We start from the raw sequence: 18,273 nt of genomic DNA on the forward strand, positions 1-18,273 counted from the left end.
TGCTTACTCGTTGCTTGGAGCAACATGCCGACGTCAAGATGGATTCGTAAGAAAAAGTATCAAACGAACTATGCGCTTATCGGATCTAGGCTAACCACCGGGAAGTCGATTGGCGTATCAAAGACGTTAGTAAGAAAATTTGTCAGTAGAAACTGCGTGCTAAGCGCGATGATCTCAACGATGTTTTCTTCGTCGTAACCTGCTTCCTGTACAGCGACGAGGTCCGCTTCAGTAACGTGTCCACGCGTCTCGACCGCCTTCTTTGCAAATTTCAGCGCAGCTTCTGTTTTCAAATCACTCGAAGTAGCGTGCCGGTTACGCAAAATTTCTTCCGCACAGAGCTTCGTAATGTTCTTCGCGGTAAAGGTGTGTGCCGAAAGACTATATTGGCAAGAATTCACCTGCGACACCGCCAGTGCGATCCCTTCTCTAGTCTTTATATCTAGCGTTTTAGCGAGTGCGCCCTGGAGGCCTACCCAACCCATAAGGGCGCTGGGACTGAGAGACATGATACTGAACAGGTTCGGGACAAATCCGAACTGTTTCTCAATCGCGTCAGGCATCGACTCTGAACACGCCGGTGCTTCGTCTCGAGCAGGGATTGCTATGCGGCTCAATTCACGTCTCCTGTCAAGCAATCCAATTTGGTCTGGTCGATCAATTTTAAGATAAAAGATGCAGGAATTCACGCCGCCGAACGTACATGGTTTATATATCTAGGTATAGTCAGTCAGGTCGTGACGAGAAGGCTCATCGATCCGATCTCGGCATACGTGTCTCCATTTTGACGAGTTCAACGAGCGTCTTGGCTTTCATTTTTCGCATAAGCTGACCGCGATGTACCTTAATCGTTATCTCGCTGAGGTTCATCTTTGCTGCAATTTGTTTGTTCATCAAGCCGCTTGTGACCATGGATAGAAGCGTGCGTTCGCGGACGGTTAATGACTCGTAGCGTTCTCGTAACTCGCGACGTACACGTTCGTTCTCTTGGTGTGTGCGGTCATACGTCACGGCGGAACGAACGGCATCAAGCATGTCTTGATCACGAAACGGTTTGCTGAGAAAGTTGTGGGCGCCGGACTTCATCGCTTTCACGGTCATCGCAATATCTCCGTGTGCCGTCATGAAGATGACAGGTACGGATAGTTGTAGCCTGCCAAGTCGTTCTTGCGCCTCGAGACCTCCTACCCCAGGCATTCTAACGTCCAGAATAATGCAGTTTGGTATAGGTATGGGCTTGACTGGAGTAGTCTCCAATACGTCAAACATATCGGCCGCGGATCTGAAAGATCTTGACTCAAGTCCTACTGTCGCCAACAGATCGGATACTGATTCTCTGACAGAAATATCGTCGTCGACGACATAAATCAAAGTAGAAGATTCCATGTCAAATATCCTTAGGTTTCGATTTAAACGTATACGATCCTCATTGTCTGCTCGATGTAAGTCATCGGTCAGATGCACCGTCTATATAAGGTAAAGTGAATCGGAATACAGTGTCGTCTCCACATCGCTCTGCTTGAAGTGTGCCTCCGTGCGACTCGATGATGGAGCGACACACCTTGAGCCCCATACCCATACCATTGGGTTTGGTTGTAAATAACGCAGCGAATAGCTCATCGGAAGAGTGTTGACCAAAACCGCATCCATTGTCATACACGCTCACAAGCGCAAACGCGGTATTATGTGGTTCAGAGTCGACGGTTACAAGCCTTTGTGTTCCGACGACGTGCGTTAAAGCGTCCATCGCATTACGCATGAGATTCTCGATAACTTGTTGAATCTGCGTGCGATCACCAAGTACGGGCTTCGTTGAAGTAGTTTGCAAGCGCAAACGTATGTTCGCGCGATCAAGTTCACCCTGTAAAATGAACGCGACCTCCCTGATTGCGTCGTCCAGATCTACTGGAACTTTAACAACTCCTGAGTTCGCGGCTACGGCTCGTAGCCCTCTGAACACTTCTACTGCTCGACGAGCGTCTCGGACTACCCGTCGAGCCGATTCATTTGCGCGCGTGGTCTCGGCAGGCGACTTGGACAACCACCGTAGACACACCTCCGCATTAGTGATAATCCCGGTGAGGGGTTGGTAAATCTCATGGACGATTGACGCCGTCAGCTCGCCCATCGCGGAAAGGCGATGAGCGCGTGCAAGTTCCGCGCGTGCGGCTTGCAGCGCATTTTCCGCATTTCGTCGTTCTGTGACGTCGACGGTCACTCCGACATATTGCAAGCGTCCTGTTTCATCTATTTGTGGGTGACCTTCGATCTGTATATATTTGATTTCACCAAAGCCGACCGCAATTCTGAATTCCAGCTTAAACATGCGTCGTGCTCTAACTGCTCTTTCGAGTGCGATTCGCACCGATGCGATGTCATCCGGATGCGTCAAATCTGTAAATTTAACACTCGGTGCGCGCCGTGCCGTTGGAATTGCATATATTCTGAAGCATTCCGACGAAGCTTCAATCATATCGTCGAAGGCGTACCAGACCCAACTTCCCGTACCACTCATTCGCTGTATGTGCGCCAGCTCTTTTTCGTTGGCACGTAGTGCGATCTCGACCTCCTCCCTCGTCGAACTTACGGCCTCCATACTCAAGCGAAGTCGGACGTTCTCGAATTTCACTGCTGTTTGCGCGGAGAGTATCTCGAGATAAGGAATGAGTGATGGGCGGAACGGAGGCGCATCATGATGTCTATCCAAAATAAGGATTTGCTTGTTCCGGCCGCCGTTGAACGAAGTGATACCCAACATTGGGTTCTCGACGACATATTTGCCCTGATTCGCCTGGACGTCTTTGGGATCGGAGGAAGTTATGCCAAAAATTACCGGGATGTTGGTTTGAGAAGCCGTACAGAAGATGTTCCTGATCAGCTCATCGGCTTGAACGAAGGGCTCTTCGTGGGTGACGTCAATATTGCTCTCTTGGGAGTGTCGTGCCTCGTATGTGACAAGGAGGGAACATCCTTCATCTCTCACGAGTCGAACGCGATGTGCGGCGGTCACGGACAGAACAGCCCGTAGGAAGATCGCAACGAGTTCCCGCTCATCGACATCCCGGGAGAATTGTTGCGACGTCCGGACCATCGCCAGTAATTGTGTGAGGTTCTCATCGCCGATCATGCATGTCGTACCGCTTAAGGTCGATATTATGTTTCCGGGGCTACACGATACTTGGCTGTCTCGCGCCGGTCATGGAAAGATACATCGCACCCGTTAAAGCGCAGTGCCGTTATGGGTTAAACCGATCTCAATGATTCTTAGCCCATAAAGTATTGGGCGAACGACATTCTCGAGATGCTTGCGGTCTGGCCACAACCGAAAGAGGACGATAAGGCGAAAAAACCTTGCAAGGAAGTGGTGACCGAGGTTCGCTGCGGGTTGCGTGCAGGTGATCTCGCCTTGAATCTGGCCGGTGGCGACCTGATCAGAGCGATATAGCCAGAAAGAGGTAGCCTGACGAGGTTGCGGTCCCATTATGCGAGGTTCTCCTTTTTCTACAAAGCCATATCTATTCTGGAGTCGATTTCACGATGTTGCAGAAGCCGGGATGGTTCGCTACGTTACTGGTCGACATTCTTAAGCCGCCGCGAAGACGACATCGATATTACCGGGTTAGTCGCCGCTTCCCCCATTGCGCGGGTATGAGTGAATATACCTAAGTATGTTTAAGCGAGGAATGTTGACGAGTGTGCGTCATCAACGGCATTAGTGTGACCGTGATTTTCGACCGGAAAAGTGAGGTTATGCTGCATCCAGCACGGAAGATATGTGATGTGCGAAAGGCTTTTTTGTTCTCAATCGCCAGGACGCAGGCGAGGAAATCGATTGAATCGTTTCGTTACTCGGTAACGAAGTGATGTTGCTGCCTGACCACTCCGTTGCTTCTATTGAGCATGCCTCGGCCGGGGTAATACCCCTAGAAAGAACGTGCCGAAGTGACGCCGTAGGGTGCGAGGCCTTCGTGCCAAGTCATCAATAACGTGATGGTGCCCTGGATGGCATTACACATCTGAGGTGCCGGCGGTGCATCTGATGCTGGACAGACCATACGAGGTGAGGCAGCATCGGGCGTGGATGGCGGTATCGTTGAAAACGTACAGACGCATCATGTTTTTTGTCCTGTGAGTCGAATCTATGCTTCGAGAATTGATCGTTGAGTACGGTTGTCCGCTAGTTGTTGCTAACGTACTTCTCGAGGCTCTCGGCTTGCCGGTTCCCGCAATGCCGACGCTCATCCTGACTGGTGCGATCATCGCGTCGATGGGGATGGATGGTGACGCCTGGGTGATGAGATTGTCCCTATTCAATGTGGTCCTGGTGGCGGCAATATCGGCTTTGTTGGGCGATTTGTTATGGTTCTGGTTAGGACGGCGTTACGGGCGCCGCGTCCTCGGCTTTCTTTGCAGCATTTCTATCTCACGAGACACATGTGTCAATCGGAGTGGAGAGGTATTTGGACGATTTGGCGTTCGCATTCTGACCGTGACCAAGTTCGTACCGGGTCTATCTACACTCGCTGTACCCGTTGCCGGAGCGAGTGGCGTGCCCCTCATCAATTTCCTCTTCTACGATTTCATCGGGGCCGCGCTTTGGGCGGCGGCAGGGGTGGCACTCGGATCGTTTTTCGCTGACGCGGTCGACACAATGCTCGACCTCTTGGACTGGTTTGGATGGGGTGCAGCCTTTGTGATCGCGCTCTTTTTGATTATTTACATTGGCGTTCGTTGGCGACATAGGGTGAGATTGCTGCGTCGTCTGCGCATGCCCCGGGTTGATGCTTTGCAGCTGGATGCTTTGTTATCGCAAGATCCGCCACCTTTGATCATCGATGCGCGACGAGGACTGCTACTGCAAAGGGATCCTGTCCGAATTCCGGGCGCGATTGTGCTCGATGAATCTTCGTCGCTAGTGATACTTGACGGCATCGATCGGAGTAGGAAATTTGTCGTCTATTGTGACTGCCCAAACGAAGTGAGTGCTTCATTGGTGGCGGAGAAAATGAAAAGAAAAGGATATCCAGATGTGTTTCCGCTCGTCGGAGGACTCGCTGCGTGGCGGGGGGCTGGTTTCGCTATTGAGCCTCTCCCTCTCAATTCTGCAGCGCAAGAAGCAGCAGCCCGGATCCAGCACGCATCTACGCAGTAAGACAAAAAGTTATTTTGCCCAGGCTATCGACAGACTAAGTTGTCGGCCTTACCAATAGCACTACGGAGCGGCCGGAAAGTTTCAGTTTGAGACTTAGGATGACTTTGCGTCTATACCGCAGAAACATGCCGTTGCTGTGGACAAGAACACTGAATCGGAATTGTAAGCGACGTTCCGACTTTGCAAAGAATGCCGCGGGTCGCAAACAAGAGTCTATACAGTTCGAAGCTTTTCGGCATGGATCATCAATCTACCGAAACTACATCAAAGTAGGCCAATGAGCAGCGCTATGCCGATGGAGCAAAGGAATAGCCCTATCGCTCGTTTTGTGGACACGAACCTTGGTTTCTCAACGCACAGCGGGAGAGACTGTATTCCCGTTATCATCGGCTTAATCAAGTTCTGTCGCTTCACGGTCCAGTAGATGGCAACAACGGCAATATGAATCGCGACAAACAAGGTCAGGACATTAAATAGTATTCCGTGCACGAAAACCAACGTATTCGTCGTATCACCGGAAAAAATCGCAAACAGCGGTCCAACGCGAACGACGTCGTTGCTCACAAACAGACCTGTTAATACCTGCATCCAGAGCACTACGATTAACGCAACCACCATCCATCCGCCGGCAGGGGTGTGTCCGATATGTTTTTCGCAGGTTTGCGAAAAGAGGTCGCGAATGTATGCGAAGGCGATCGAAGGACGCACTATAAACCGTCGGAAGCGGGCGGTATCGCTACCCCAAAAGCCCCACATAGTCCGGAAGCACAATAGCGTAAGAATAATTCTTCCGATATAAACGTGATAAGTCATCCAGTTGTATCGGGAAGTTAAATACGCCGCGATGACGAGAACAAGAAGTAGCCAATGAAAGATTCTCACCGGCCAGTCCCAAACTCGTACTGCCTCTTGATGTAGCCCGCAGGACCGCGATGTTGCTTCTTTATTCACAAAGAAATTCATGCGTAGTACAGACTGGTTAGTATGATTTTGGTTCAGTACGGTCTTACCTAACCGTCATCGATTGAGATAACAGAGCGGTTTCACTATGCTGAAGTCATGTGCTGAGGTACCTCGTGCGTGGCGTGCTGGGAATTGGGTCTCAGCTCGACTCGTATGTGAACAGACCCTACCTTCTGAGATTTCAATCAATTCGAATTCCGGCGTCGATCAAGCCTACCACCGATTGCATCACATCCAACTGATTAGCATGCGCGTTCGAGTAGAGGATCATTCTTCCCTTCTTGATTTTCCTTTGAAGACTTCGATCAATGACAAGGTGCATTGGAGGTTTGACGACGTATTCCCCGAGCACGTGGTCGCTGTTGGACTCAATTGCGTTCTGCGGACGCGTCGTTCGGTACCTGACGACGACTTGGTGGTGCTCACTGACACGCAGAACATGCGTCGCCGTTGCTACATGGGACGTACCTGTAATCCTCCGGCGCGTTAAAGGATTACAACAACGGTCGCGTGTGCGAGGAACGTGAAGACGTCGTGTAGACACCTTTACGATCCGCTGAGTGTACTACAGGCCTACGGTCGAATTGAGCTGACTATCCATTCTGCAGCGCTGACTACGAGCATCAGGATCCTTTCTATGCCCGGTCGAACCGGGGATAGTGCTTAGAAACATATACCGACGGATGCGCAAACGATACCGATTGGAGGTTGTCCACCAGATTGTAGCTCGCTAATATCCCTCTCAAGCGTTAACCGATTCTTGGCCGATCGACAATGAAGGTGTCAAATGAATCTAGAAGCTAGCGAAGATATTGTTGAGCGAGCGCTGCTGTCGTTGTTGACTCCAAAAGCACCGCCTATTCTTGAAGGAAAGTTTGTTAGAAAGAAGAAATTCCGGAAAACAAAAGGACGCGTTAGTCAATCGGAAAGTGAAACGATCGCGAACGAACTGATGCCTGCTCGAATCTCAATAGTCGAGCGCCTCTCATCTGTGACGCTTAGTATCTGTTGGAGTGACGCAACGTCCGGGCACTTTGCCGAACAGGTGTGGAGGATGGGGCTTGCGCACGCACGGTCGTTCTGCGCGCTGAGTGGCATGCCGATCGGAATCGGCGATTCCGTATTGCGGCCGTGGGTGTGCGAGACTCGCACACCGGCAAATAGTCATCGAATGATCCTCGCCTCTTCTGTTGGCATGTCGTTCCCGCGACGAACAGGACAGTAAGGTAAAAATTAAAAAAGCGTCTCTGAAGGGAAATCGGCAAAAAATGGAGTTGCAAGAACGCAATCAGTTGTGTTTCGCGGCAATGTCATGAGCCGCTAAGAGGCCTCAAGACAGGGGCTAAAGCCATAGAGCATCGGAGCATTTATGCATGGCATTCATCCGCGCAACGTAGAGAATCGACTGAAGTACGGACGCGACGAGGTTAATTTCACCTGCGATGGATCGTGGGGCGTTATTCGAAAATGGTTGTTTGCATTATTAAGGGTTGCGCGGCACGCGCTACCGATCTCTATTGCAGTATGGTCGATACTTGAACTACCGCTTGAGCTAATCCTGACGGAGTCTTCGGCAGAGCGTCTTGCTTCACTCATAGGGCGTGTGATTTGGGTCGCATTTGCCATCGGGACGACGTATCAGAAGCGGTTTGCGACCAATATATTCCTTTTCCTCTGCGCGGTCGGATCAGTAGTCGTAGCGCAGGCTTTACCAATGGCATATCAATCATCCGTAGTCGTGTTCAGTGTACTACTGATGGATCTTATCTTGAAGACATCGACGCTGCTTGCTTCGTTGGTTTGCAGTCTCATTGGTTTGGAGCGTTACTGATTTGTTGATGCTTGCGGAGCGAGAGGTCGGACCCGTTTTCGGAAAAATCACACCGTCTATGCGGCGGTATATCCCTGACATACCAGAGAAACATTGTTACGGATAGAACATCGCAATACCATGAATGGTGCGCGCTACAAGTCATGTTCGCTGTGGTCGCTATCGAAAGATATCGCGACGAACTCTCGTGAGTACATTCGTCATGTTATTTACGATATGTTCAGTCTACTAAGTCTCCCGAATAGCCAATATTGCGGGAAAAGCCAATCAAGGGGATTTTAAATGATGTCGTGTCGCCGTAAGTTCGTGATGGAAAGCGTTATAGGCCTCACATCGATTGTATTTCTGCCAGCGGTCGCGTATGCCGCGGCAGAGTTATCTGAGGCAGATCCAAGCGCGGAAGCGCTTGGCTATCGAACCGATGCAACGAAAGTGGACAAGACCAAGTTTCCAAAGTACGCCATTGGCCAAGAGTGCGCTAACTGTCAGTTTTATCAGGGCAGTGCATCTACGAAGGTTGCTGCTTGTCCGCTCTTCACTGGGAAGACAGTGGAAGGAGGTGGTTGGTGTAACGGATATGTGAGGAGAGGGTAGTTCACGGTGACCGGGTGTGCGCATGAAAATGCGACTCCGACAGGGAATCGCTTGGTTCTGTCATCTCCGTCCACGCGCAGCAATAGTCGGTTAGATCGCGGCCGCTCAAGATGGCGTTGAAAATAAAATATCGATTCTATCAACACGGCGTACATTAGATTGCAGAGCGAGCGCAGTGTATTCACAAAAGTGAGGTTAGAAATGGACGTGACATCTGGTGCTGCGCGTCGCTCGGCATCGCGTAGCAAGACGGTAGCGATAGCGCCTTCTGTAGGTGTTAGAGTCTGGCAGCCGAGAGTCCCCCTGCAGAGCTTGCTCCTTGATCTCTTATTCGCTGGAGCGATTGTTTGCGGAGCTGTGTTCGCATTGGTTAAGTACCATGCGCACATGAGTTATTACGATCAGCTGGTTTTAATATTTACAATCCCTGGGTGCATCGTGCTGGGATCGTACTGGAAGCCGGCGCGCGCGTTGATGGTGAATATCGCCGCACTATCTCTATTAGCGATTCATCTTTACGGCGATGACGTGGGTCGCGCCGATCATGCCATTTTTCTGAAGTATTTCTTGTCAAGCCAATCCTCGATCTTATGGATGAGCGCGCTATTTATGCTAGCGACGCTTTTTTACTGGCTTGGCATGCTGTCACGCTCGTCTTCGGCGTGGGCGATCGCGTCGAAATTCACTTGGTGCGCGGTCTTGATGGGTTTCGTCGGGATGATGGTGCGATGGTACGAGTCCTATCTGATCGGTCCCGACATTGGCCATATTCCTGTATCGAACCTTTACGAAGTCTTCATACTGTTCAATCTAATTACGGCTCTCTTCTATCTTTACTACGAGAAACACTACAACACACGCGCACTTGGTGCCTTCGTCTTGCTCATTATCAGCGCCGCGGTCAGTTTTATGATGTGGTATTCGATAACCCGAGATGCGCAGCAAATCCAACCTCTCGTTCCCGCGCTTCAGAGTTGGTGGATGAAGATTCATGTTCCCGCTAATTTCATTGGATACGGTAGCTTTGCCCTGTCAGCGATGGTTGCCGTTGCCTACCTGATGAAAGATCGAGGCATCTTTGAAGACCGACTGCCCGCGCTCGAGGTTCTCGATGACGTTATGTACAAGTCGATATCCGTGGGTTTCGCTTTTTTTACGATTGCAACGATTCTCGGTGCGCTTTGGGCTGCAGAGGCGTGGGGCGGATATTGGAGTTGGGACCCGAAAGAAACATGGGCGTTGATCGTGTGGCTGAACTACGCGGTGTGGTTACATATGCGTCTAGTTAAAGGGCTTCGCGGAACACCAGCAGCATGGTGGGCGCTGACTGGCTTGGTAGTAACTACCTTTGCCTTCATTGGCGTCAACATGTTTCTTTCCGGGTTGCACAGCTACGGAAGACTTTAACGATTCTTTTACTGTTTCGTATCAGTATGGTCAGCCATTGCTCAGTCCGCGGACGCTACTCGAGAGGAAGTCTGTGTAGCCTGGGAACCCCACGTTGCTGCTATCAAACTCTGTTTCTCCCGGAGATGCAGCGGATACCTCGCCGCGCAGTGGACGGTGTCGAACGTGCCAGCAATGGCTAGTGGCCCCGAACACATAGTCGTAGCAAGAGGTGATGCAGGCGGCAATCTGGTAACACGGTTGACCGTAACAGGTCGCGACGGTGCCGCTGTCTGATTTATGCCTTGCATGGGTGACCAAGAGAATTCCCTAGGGCATCGAGTACGTTTATACGGAAATGCCTCCAGATATTTTTGTGAATGCGTGCGTGTACGACGCGCCAACCGTGCGTGTACTTAAGCAACACCCGTCGAATCACACGGCCTTGAGGAATTGTGGTGGATCTAACGCCATCGCCGCGAACGATTTCATGCACGTTCTAGGAGGAAAGGAACGCTGAGGAACTGATTGACGCTTGGTTACCTATCGCAGTCCTGCGGTACATAAATTTCAGTGTATGACGAACCGGAGTCAGGATGCAACGTACGTGTCGCGCCATCGCACTATTTCGAAATGGCTTTTGTGCTGTCTGAGAGCGCATGCGGTCTCAGACGGCAATCAAGTGGAGTCTGAAATGTCTTTCAAGCATAAGCTGCTTGCGGCCAGCGTGATCTCGCTGGTCGTCGTTGGGGTCGCCGCGTTGGTCTATCGTGAGTATGGCGGGAGTGTCCTCGCAGAGGCTGCAGCCGCGGTTGCACCGTCATTGGCGGACGTCGATGTGGCGACTGTGATTACGGAATCGATCACCGACTATCAAAGCTATTCGGGCCGCATGGAGGCCGTCCACGATGTGGAGATCCGGCCTCTCGTTTCTGGAACAATTGTCGCCGTTCACTTCCGGGATGGAGCGACGGTCAAGAAGGGAGACCAACTCTTCACGATAGACCCGCGCCCGTATCAGGCGGAGGTCGACCGATGGGTAGCACAACTTGCTTCGGCCGAGTCACGCAGTGGCTATGCAACGACGGACTGGGCTCGCGCGCAACGGCTTCTGTCTGACAATGCCATCGCTAAGCGCGATTATGACCAGGCTCAGAACGCGAATCGTGAGGCGGCGGCAGCGGTGAAGGCTGCTAAAGCGGCGCTGGAGGCAGCGCAGATTAATCTGGGCTACACATCCATTACAGCACCTGTTTCTGGGCGAGTTTCCCGGGCAGAACTGACTGTCGGCAACATCGTTTCGAGCGGTGCGAACGCACCTGTGCTGACAACGCTAGTTTCAACTTCACCCATCTACGCGTCATTCGACGTGGACGAGCAGACATATCTGCGTTTTCTCAGTCGGGATTCCAAGATGACGGTGCCGGTCTGGGTCGGACTCGCTAACGAGACGGGCTATTCACGGCAGGGGTTGATCGATTCCGTTGACAATCGGCTTGACACGAGTTCTGGGACGATTCGCGTGCGAGCGCGATTTGAGAATGTAGACGGCGTGCTGGTGCCGGGACTTTACGTCCGGGCGCGCGTTGGTGGTGGCGCGCCGCATCAAGCCGTGCTGGTCAGCGATGCCGCTATTCAGACGGACCAGGACAAGAAGTTTGTGCTGCTGGTCGACAAGAAAAACAAGATCCAGTACCGCGAGGTTAAGCTGGGTGACCAGCATCAGAGCCTGCGCGTTATCAACGATGGACTGAAAGCCGGCGACCGCATCGTTGTAAACGGCATACAACGGGTCCGGCCGGGCGATCCCGTCAAGCCTAACCCTGTACAGATGCCGGGCGACGCAACTCCTGTGAGGGGCGCTGCTTCCTGAGTGCACCCGCCTCATCATGCCCTTCGCGCTTAGCCAGAGATTGCTATGAACCTGTCCAAATTTTTCATTGAACGCCCCATATTCGCGGCCGTGCTGTCCGCGATGATACTGTTGGCGGGTCTGATCTCGATGGTCAATCTGCCTATCTCTGAGTATCCGGGCGTTGTACCGCCATCGGTCGTCGTAACGGCCCAATATCCTGGAGCTAACCCCAAGGTCATCGCAGAAGCAGTCGCCTCACCGCTTGAAGAGCAGATCAACGGGGTCGAAAACATGTTGTACATGCAGTCGCAGGCTAACAGCGACGGCACGCTTACGTTGACGGTTACATTCAAGCTCGGAACCAATCCTGACCTTGCACAACAACAGGTTGAGACCCGGGTCAATCAAGCATTGCCTCGCTTGCCGGAGGACGTGCAGCGCCTCGGTGTGACCACGATAAAGTCTTCGCCGGCGCTTACGATGGTTGTCCATCTCGTTTCCCCCAGCGAGAAGTACAACAGTACATACCTTCGGAACTACGCTCTGATCAACGTTCGTGATCGCCTGGAGCGCATCACTGGTGTTGGTCAGGTCACTTTGTGGGGCGCTGGCGATTACTCGATGCGTATCTGGCTTGATCCAAAATTGGTGGCGGAGCATGATTTGACCGCCAACGATGTCGTGACGGCCATTCGGGAGCAGAACGTCCAGGTCGCTGCCGGTCAGGTCGGTGCGTCTCCATCTACGCCAGATGCACCCTTACAACTCAACGTGAATGCGCTGGGCCGACTTCAGTCGGAAGACCAGTTCCGCGATATTGTATTGAAGACGTCTCCGAACGGAGCCGTGACACGACTCAAGGACGTCGCACGCGTCGAAATGGGTGCGTCGGAATATGCGCGACGTTCGCTTCTGAACAACAAGTCGGCCGTTGCAATGGCGGTTTTCGAGTTGCCGGGGGCAAATTCCCTCGATATTTCGCAGCACGTTCGAGAAGCAATGAAGGATCTCGAAGCCGATATGCCCGACGGTGTGAAATATGACATTGTCTACGATCCGACCCAATTCGTGCGCGCAAGCATCCATGCTGTCATTCACACGTTGCTCGAAGCAATCGCCCTCGTGGTGCTTGTTGTCATCGTGTTTCTGCAGACGTGGCGCGCGTCGATCATTCCGCTAATTGCAGTGCCTGTGTCGATTGTCGGAACGTTCTCATTGATGCTCGCTTTCGGCTTCTCGGTAAACGCACTATCGCTCTTCGGCATGGTGCTTGCGATCGGCATCGTGGTGGACGACGCGATTGTGGTGGTGGAGAACGTTGAACGGAACATTGCTACAGGACTGTCGCCAAAAGAGGCGACCCATCAGGCCATGCAGGAGGTGAGTGGGCCGATTATCGCAATTGCTCTGACGTTGATTGCCGTGTTCGTGCCTCTCGCTTTCATGAGTGGCCTGACAGGGCAGTTTTACAAGCAGTTTGCGATGACCATTGCGATCTCGACGGTTATTTCCGCGTTCAACTCGCTGACGCTCTCGCCCGCACTTTCAGCACTTCTGCTCAAAGGACATCATGAGCCGAAGGACTGGCTCACGCGCGCAATGGATCGAATTTTCGCTCCGTTCTTCAATGCGTTCAACAAAGTCTTTCATCGTGGCTCGGAGTCGTATGGGCGCGGAGTGTCGCGGGTCGTCAACCGCAAAGTCTTTATCCTCGCGATTTATGGCGGGTTGCTAGGTCTGACGGTGCTGATGAGCAAAATTGTTCCTAGTGGGTTCGTTCCTGTTCAGGACAAGCAATATCTGGTCGCCATCGTGCAACTGCCCAATGGTGCATCGTTGGACCGAACGGAGGAGGTGGTGCGCCAGGTCGGCGAGATCGCGATGAAGACGCCGGGTGTCGAGTCAGCGGTGCAATTCCCCGGTTTGTCTGTCAATGGTTTCACCAATTCGTCGAGTTCTGCGGTCGTGTTTTTCAGCGAAAAGCCATTTGAAGAGCGCAAGGGTAAATCGATGACAGGGTTGGGTATCGCCGCAGAACTGAACAAGCGCTTTTCAGGAATTAAGGGCGCGTTTGTCGCTGTCTTCCCTCCGCCGCCGGTTCTCGGTCTAGGCACGCTTGGTGGCTTCAAGCTACAGATCGAAGACCAGCACGCCGCAGGCTATACGGCACTCGATAACGCGACCCAAGCTTTCCTCAAAGCGGCGTCGAAAGCGCCTGAACTTGGGCCGGAATTCTCCACGTATCAGATTAACGTGCCGCAGGTGAATGTCGAGGTCGACCGTGTGAAGGCAAAGCAGCTGGGAGTGTCGGTCACTGACGTTTTCAACACGATGCAGGTCTATTTGGGTTCGTTCTACGTCAATGACTTTAATCGCTTTGGACGCGTCTATCAGGTACGCGTGCAGGCAGATGCGCCGTTTCGCGCGCACATGGATGATATCGGGTTACTAAAGACCCGTAATGACAAGGGCGAAATGGTGCCGCTGTCGACGCTTGTGAAAGTCACGCCAACTTTCGGACCCGATTCCGTCGTTCGATACAACGGATACACCGCCGCCGACATCAACGGTGGTCCTGCACCCGGTTACTCGTCGGGACAGGCGCAGGCTGCCATTGAAAGGATTGCCGCGAATACGTTGCCGCGAGGCATGAAATTTGAATGGACTGATCTGACATATCAGCAGATTCTGGCCGGCAACGCCGCCCTTTGGGTATTTCCGGTCAGCGTTCTGCTCGTTTATATGGTCCTCGCGGCGATGTATGAAAGCCTGGCACTTCCGCTTGCAATTTTGATGATCGTTCCGATGAGCGTGCTGTCTGCGTTGTTGGGCGTCTGGCTAACACGCGGAGATAACAATATTTTTACGCAAATCGGCCTGATGGTGCTGGTTGGGCTATCGGCGAAGAACGCGATTCTCATCGTCGAATTTGCGCGTGAGCTCGAAATGGAAGGGCGTTCCATCGTTCAGGCGGCCATTGAGGCCAGCCGGCTGCGTTTGCGGCCGATCCTGATGACATCATTCGCTTTCATCATGGGCGTGGTTCCGCTTGTCGTTTCTGGTGGTGCGGGCTCGGAAATGCGTCACGCAATTGGTATCGCCGTATTCTTCGGGATGCTCGGCGTGACGCTGTTCGGGTTGCTTCTAACGCCTGTTTTCTACGTCGTTCTGCGAAAGCTCACGGGGACCGAGCATATCGTGGACAAGCACGGGCATCATCCACACGTTCGGGGCGTTAACGCTTCGATCGACGCGTGAGGTCAATATGTCGACAATCCGAACAAACCGTGTTTTGCTGGGTCCGCTGTCTTTGCTCGCAACGCTTGCTTTTACTGCAGGTTGCTCGCTGGCGCCGGAGTATCGGGTGCCGGCCGCTGCGAGCTCCTCCGCTTTCAAGGAAGCATCGGCCACGAAAGATACATCTGACGCGACGACTGGAAGTGAGATAGGCACCTGGAAGATCGCTCAACCTGCGGACCAAATTCCGCGTGGAGAGTGGTGGCGGATTTTTGATGACGCGACGCTCAACGACTTTGAAGAACAAGCGCTTTCCGCTAACCAGAATCTGGTTGCAGCATCGGCTCGGGTGAAGGAGGCTCGCGCTATTCAACAGGCTACTAGCGCAAACCTGTTTCCTACGATCGGCGCAGGCTTCGGACCTACCAGGGAGAAGGTCTCTCCCGGCTCGCAGTTCTCGCCTAATGGGGTAGATGTACCTGCTCAAACGTTGTGGCGTGCACAAGGCACTGTCAGTTATGAGGCAGACCTTTTTGGACGGGTATCCGATTCTGTCAAAGCGAGTCGCGCAGAAAGCGAGGAATCTGAAGCACTTCTTCGTTCGGTGCAGCTCGCGCTGCAAGCTGACGTGGCTGTGAACTACTTCTCGGTTCGAGAAGTTGACGCGCAGCTGGAAGTGTACGTGCAGAACGTTTCGCTTCGCGAACAGGCGCTGAAGCTAGTGCAGTCGAAGTTCGGCGCAGGAGACATCACCGAATTGGATCTCGCGAGGGCGCGAGCGGAGCTCGCAACTGCGCGGTCCGACGAAATGACAGCAAGGCGTGAGCGGGCGACCGCTGAACACCGTCTCGCGGTTCTTCTGGGAAAGTCAGCGTCGGAATTTTCAATGGCCTCTAATCCATTGCGACCCGTTCAGATCCGGATTCCGCCAGGACTTCCCTCGGCGTTACTGGAGCGACGGCCGGATATCGCGGCGGCCGAGCGAGCAATGGCTGCGGCCAACGCGCGGATCGGTGTCGCCAAGGCAGCGTATTTTCCTTCGCTATCCATTACGGGTTCAGCAGGATTCGAGTCGACGACACTGGGTGACCTCTTTCAGTGGTCGAGTCGGGCCTTCGTACTTGGTCCACTTTTTGGCACGGCACTGACAATGCCGATCTTCGATGGGGGGCGTCGTGCGGGGAACCTTGCGAACGCGCGAGCAGCTTTTGACGAGGACGTCGCCAATTATCGTCAACAGGTTCTGAAGGCGTTCCAGGAAGTCGAGGATAGCCTGTCCGACCTCAGGATTCTCGAGGAACAAACACAAACACAGAACGAAGCGGTACAGGCATCGACGCGCGCGGCACATATTTCACGTACGCAATACCGAGAGGGCGCCGTCAATTATCTCGACGTGATTGACGCGGACCGGACGGTGCTGGCGGCCCAAACGACTGCAGTCCAGCTTTCAGGGCTTCAGGCCGCCGCTACTGTGAATCTTGTGCGTGCATTGGGCGGCGGATGGGGGGATGGAGTTGTCGTTGGTGTAGCCGACACGCCACAGGTCCCGAGGTAGCGCTATTCTCGAAGGCGCTGCGCGCGGTTCGCGCGCAGCGTACGGATGATCGCGTTTAATATTCGGACGAGCACGTTGCTCGAGCTTCCGAGACTAAAGTGCGTAGAAAATGCTGGCAAATATCGAAGCGAAGAGAACCCACTTAACCGCGTAGTAGGTTGGTCGATGCCACGCCTTGATCCGCTTTCCCCATCGACGGACTGTATAAATGTATTTGAAAGCGTGGTTCAGAAAACCGGTACGATCGCCGGTTTCATTGGGCGAGGCGGCCGCGCGGAGTACGATATTTGAGAAAACTCTATTCAATGCCGTGACCCATCGGTAACGCATGGGGCGTTCAATATCGCAGAAGAGGACGATACGTGAAATCTCGGTTTCATTCTTTGCGTAGTGGATGTACGTTTCATCGAACATGACCACTTCTCCGTCGCGCCAGTAGTATTGCTCTCCATCGACGTCAATGTAGCAACCTGGGCTGGACGCGGTGACGAGACCGAGATGATAACGAACAGAGCCTGCGTAGGGGTCGCGATGCCGAACGAGGCTCGCGCCAGGTGGCAACTGTGCAAACATTGCCGCTCTGACAGTCGGAATCTCTTGGAGCAGGCGTGTCGTCACAGGACAAAGAGCCTGTGCAGAGGGGTGAGGATGATCGTACCACTTGAGATAGAAGCGTCGCCAACCCGTCTTGAAGAACGAGTTAAATCCGATATCGTTGTAGTTTCCCCCGGCCGAAATCTTTTGTGCGGCACTAATCGCCAGCGCCTCATCGCGGATTGTCTGCCAGTTTTCTTTGAGAGATGAGAGTTCGGGAAAGCTTGATGTATCAATGTACGCGCCGCGTTTCAGCGTCGAAAATACGTAGAAGATTGCGTTAAGAGGCGCCAGAAACGTTGAATGATCAGACAGCTGACGCCAAAACGGGAAGCGTATTTTTCCACGCATCGCGATATACGATGCGCTGGAGATAAACCAGAACAAAAACAGCACGCGCATTCGTGCACTCCTCAATGGTTCACATCATTAGTCCAGCAGATAAATCAGCAGGGCGACGCGTTGCGTGCCGGTATGCCGGGATTTTGCATTAGTGAAGAGATCAAGGCGTGGCTGCGTACGGACATTGTTACTGCGTAACGAGTAAACAAGGTGAGAGTTGTTTCCTGAATGCGGGGACAGCAGGTCGAAAGATTTCTTATCGTTAAGTGCTCAGGCTCCAACGGGGCAATATCGCCTGCTGTTATGCTGGACTGTATGAAAGAGCCGGATGATCACCTTAACTGGTTTCAATCATCTATTACGAAAGGAGTGGCATCATGCTTATTCCCCGCTAATAGCGCCCACACTTGTCCTTGAGACCTTCGGCCACGGGAGATTTGGAGGCGCCGCAGGTGACGACGCTGATCTGCTTTTATCGAGGTCTTCATTGTCCTACATGTGCGATGGATCTAAAGGAATTGGAACGCTAGACGCCGGAATTCGCAGAGCGAGGAAGCAAGACGGTTGCCATTAGTTCGGATAGTGAATCTCGCGCGCGTCGACACCCGGGCAAGTCATCCATAGGGATTGAAGAATCTGAACTATTTTCCGAACCCGGGCCGTTTTTGCTTCGACCGTACCGGACTATCTACTATCTGTCCGTCCAATCTATGCCGTTCGCACTTCCGAATTTTAAGGAGCTGCTTCAAGCGCTTGATTTT

General features: G+C 52.8%; 13 protein-coding genes. 8 read left to right on the top strand and 5 right to left on the bottom strand.

The features are described from left to right. Positions 1-68: 68 nt before the first annotated feature. From G3O01_RS00220 to G3O01_RS00230, 3 genes are all read right to left on the bottom strand, one after another. Positions 69-617: a carboxymuconolactone decarboxylase family protein gene (locus tag G3O01_RS00220; RefSeq protein ID WP_205802432.1), complete on the bottom strand. Its 549-nt coding sequence runs from the start codon at positions 615-617 to the stop codon at positions 69-71. Between the two features lie 133 nt (positions 618-750). Beyond that, positions 751-1,386, bottom strand: a complete 636-nt coding sequence (locus G3O01_RS00225; protein WP_205802433.1) for a response regulator — start codon at positions 1,384-1,386, stop codon at positions 751-753. A gap of 61 nt (positions 1,387-1,447) precedes the next feature. Then, entirely contained in the window at positions 1,448-3,127 is a 1,680-nt protein-coding gene (locus G3O01_RS00230; RefSeq protein WP_205802434.1) for an ATP-binding protein, read from the bottom strand. Between the two features lie 1,101 nt (positions 3,128-4,228). Here G3O01_RS00230 and G3O01_RS00235 point away from each other — a divergent pair. Further along, positions 4,229-5,152: a VTT domain-containing protein gene (locus G3O01_RS00235; protein ID WP_241023528.1), complete on the top strand. Its 924-nt coding sequence runs from the start codon at positions 4,229-4,231 to the stop codon at positions 5,150-5,152. Between the two features lie 264 nt (positions 5,153-5,416). On the opposite strand, the gene G3O01_RS00240 is transcribed toward G3O01_RS00235, so the two are convergent. Then, positions 5,417-6,103 carry a cytochrome b/b6 domain-containing protein gene (locus G3O01_RS00240; RefSeq protein WP_205802436.1) on the bottom strand — a complete coding sequence of 229 codons (687 nt, stop codon included), beginning with the start codon at positions 6,101-6,103 and terminating at the stop codon, positions 5,417-5,419. Between the two features lie 799 nt (positions 6,104-6,902). Between G3O01_RS00240 and G3O01_RS00245 the strand changes: the two genes are divergently transcribed. The 7 genes from G3O01_RS00245 to G3O01_RS00275 all read left to right on the top strand — a co-directional run bounded on the left by G3O01_RS00245 (position 6,903) and on the right by G3O01_RS00275 (position 16,576). Then, positions 6,903-7,340 carry a DUF3331 domain-containing protein gene (locus tag G3O01_RS00245; RefSeq protein ID WP_205802437.1) on the top strand — a complete coding sequence of 146 codons (438 nt, stop codon included), beginning with the start codon at positions 6,903-6,905 and terminating at the stop codon, positions 7,338-7,340. A 144-nt stretch (positions 7,341-7,484) separates the two neighbouring features. Further along, positions 7,485-7,946 carry a hypothetical protein gene (locus G3O01_RS00250; RefSeq protein WP_205802438.1) on the top strand — a complete coding sequence of 154 codons (462 nt, stop codon included), beginning with the start codon at positions 7,485-7,487 and terminating at the stop codon, positions 7,944-7,946. A gap of 309 nt (positions 7,947-8,255) precedes the next feature. Further along, on the top strand, positions 8,256-8,540 hold the full coding sequence (locus G3O01_RS00255) for a high-potential iron-sulfur protein (RefSeq protein WP_346779143.1): 285 nt from the start codon (positions 8,256-8,258) through the stop codon (positions 8,538-8,540). 201 nt (positions 8,541-8,741) lie between these two features. Further along, positions 8,742-9,947 (top strand): c-type cytochrome biogenesis protein CcsB, encoded by a 1,206-nt coding sequence (gene ccsB, locus G3O01_RS00260; protein WP_205802440.1) that lies wholly within the window; start codon positions 8,742-8,744, stop codon positions 9,945-9,947. A gap of 673 nt (positions 9,948-10,620) precedes the next feature. Then, complete coding sequence (locus G3O01_RS00265; protein WP_205802441.1) at positions 10,621-11,799, top strand: efflux RND transporter periplasmic adaptor subunit; 1,179 nt, start codon at positions 10,621-10,623, stop codon at positions 11,797-11,799. Between the two features lie 45 nt (positions 11,800-11,844). Beyond that, positions 11,845-15,039 (top strand): efflux RND transporter permease subunit, encoded by a 3,195-nt coding sequence (locus G3O01_RS00270; protein ID WP_205802442.1) that lies wholly within the window; start codon positions 11,845-11,847, stop codon positions 15,037-15,039. A gap of 7 nt (positions 15,040-15,046) precedes the next feature. Next, on the top strand, positions 15,047-16,576 hold the full coding sequence (locus tag G3O01_RS00275) for an efflux transporter outer membrane subunit (protein WP_205802443.1): 1,530 nt from the start codon (positions 15,047-15,049) through the stop codon (positions 16,574-16,576). 93 nt (positions 16,577-16,669) lie between these two features. Here the strand turns inward: G3O01_RS00275 and G3O01_RS00280 are convergent, their stop codons facing one another. Beyond that, positions 16,670-17,572, bottom strand: a complete 903-nt coding sequence (locus G3O01_RS00280) for an aspartyl/asparaginyl beta-hydroxylase domain-containing protein (RefSeq protein WP_205802444.1) — start codon at positions 17,570-17,572, stop codon at positions 16,670-16,672. Between the last annotated feature and the right edge of the window lie 701 nt (positions 17,573-18,273).

This window comes from Burkholderia sp. Ac-20365 (assembly GCF_017104715.1).
In the GTDB taxonomy this organism is placed as follows: Bacteria; Pseudomonadota; Gammaproteobacteria; order Burkholderiales; family Burkholderiaceae; genus Paraburkholderia.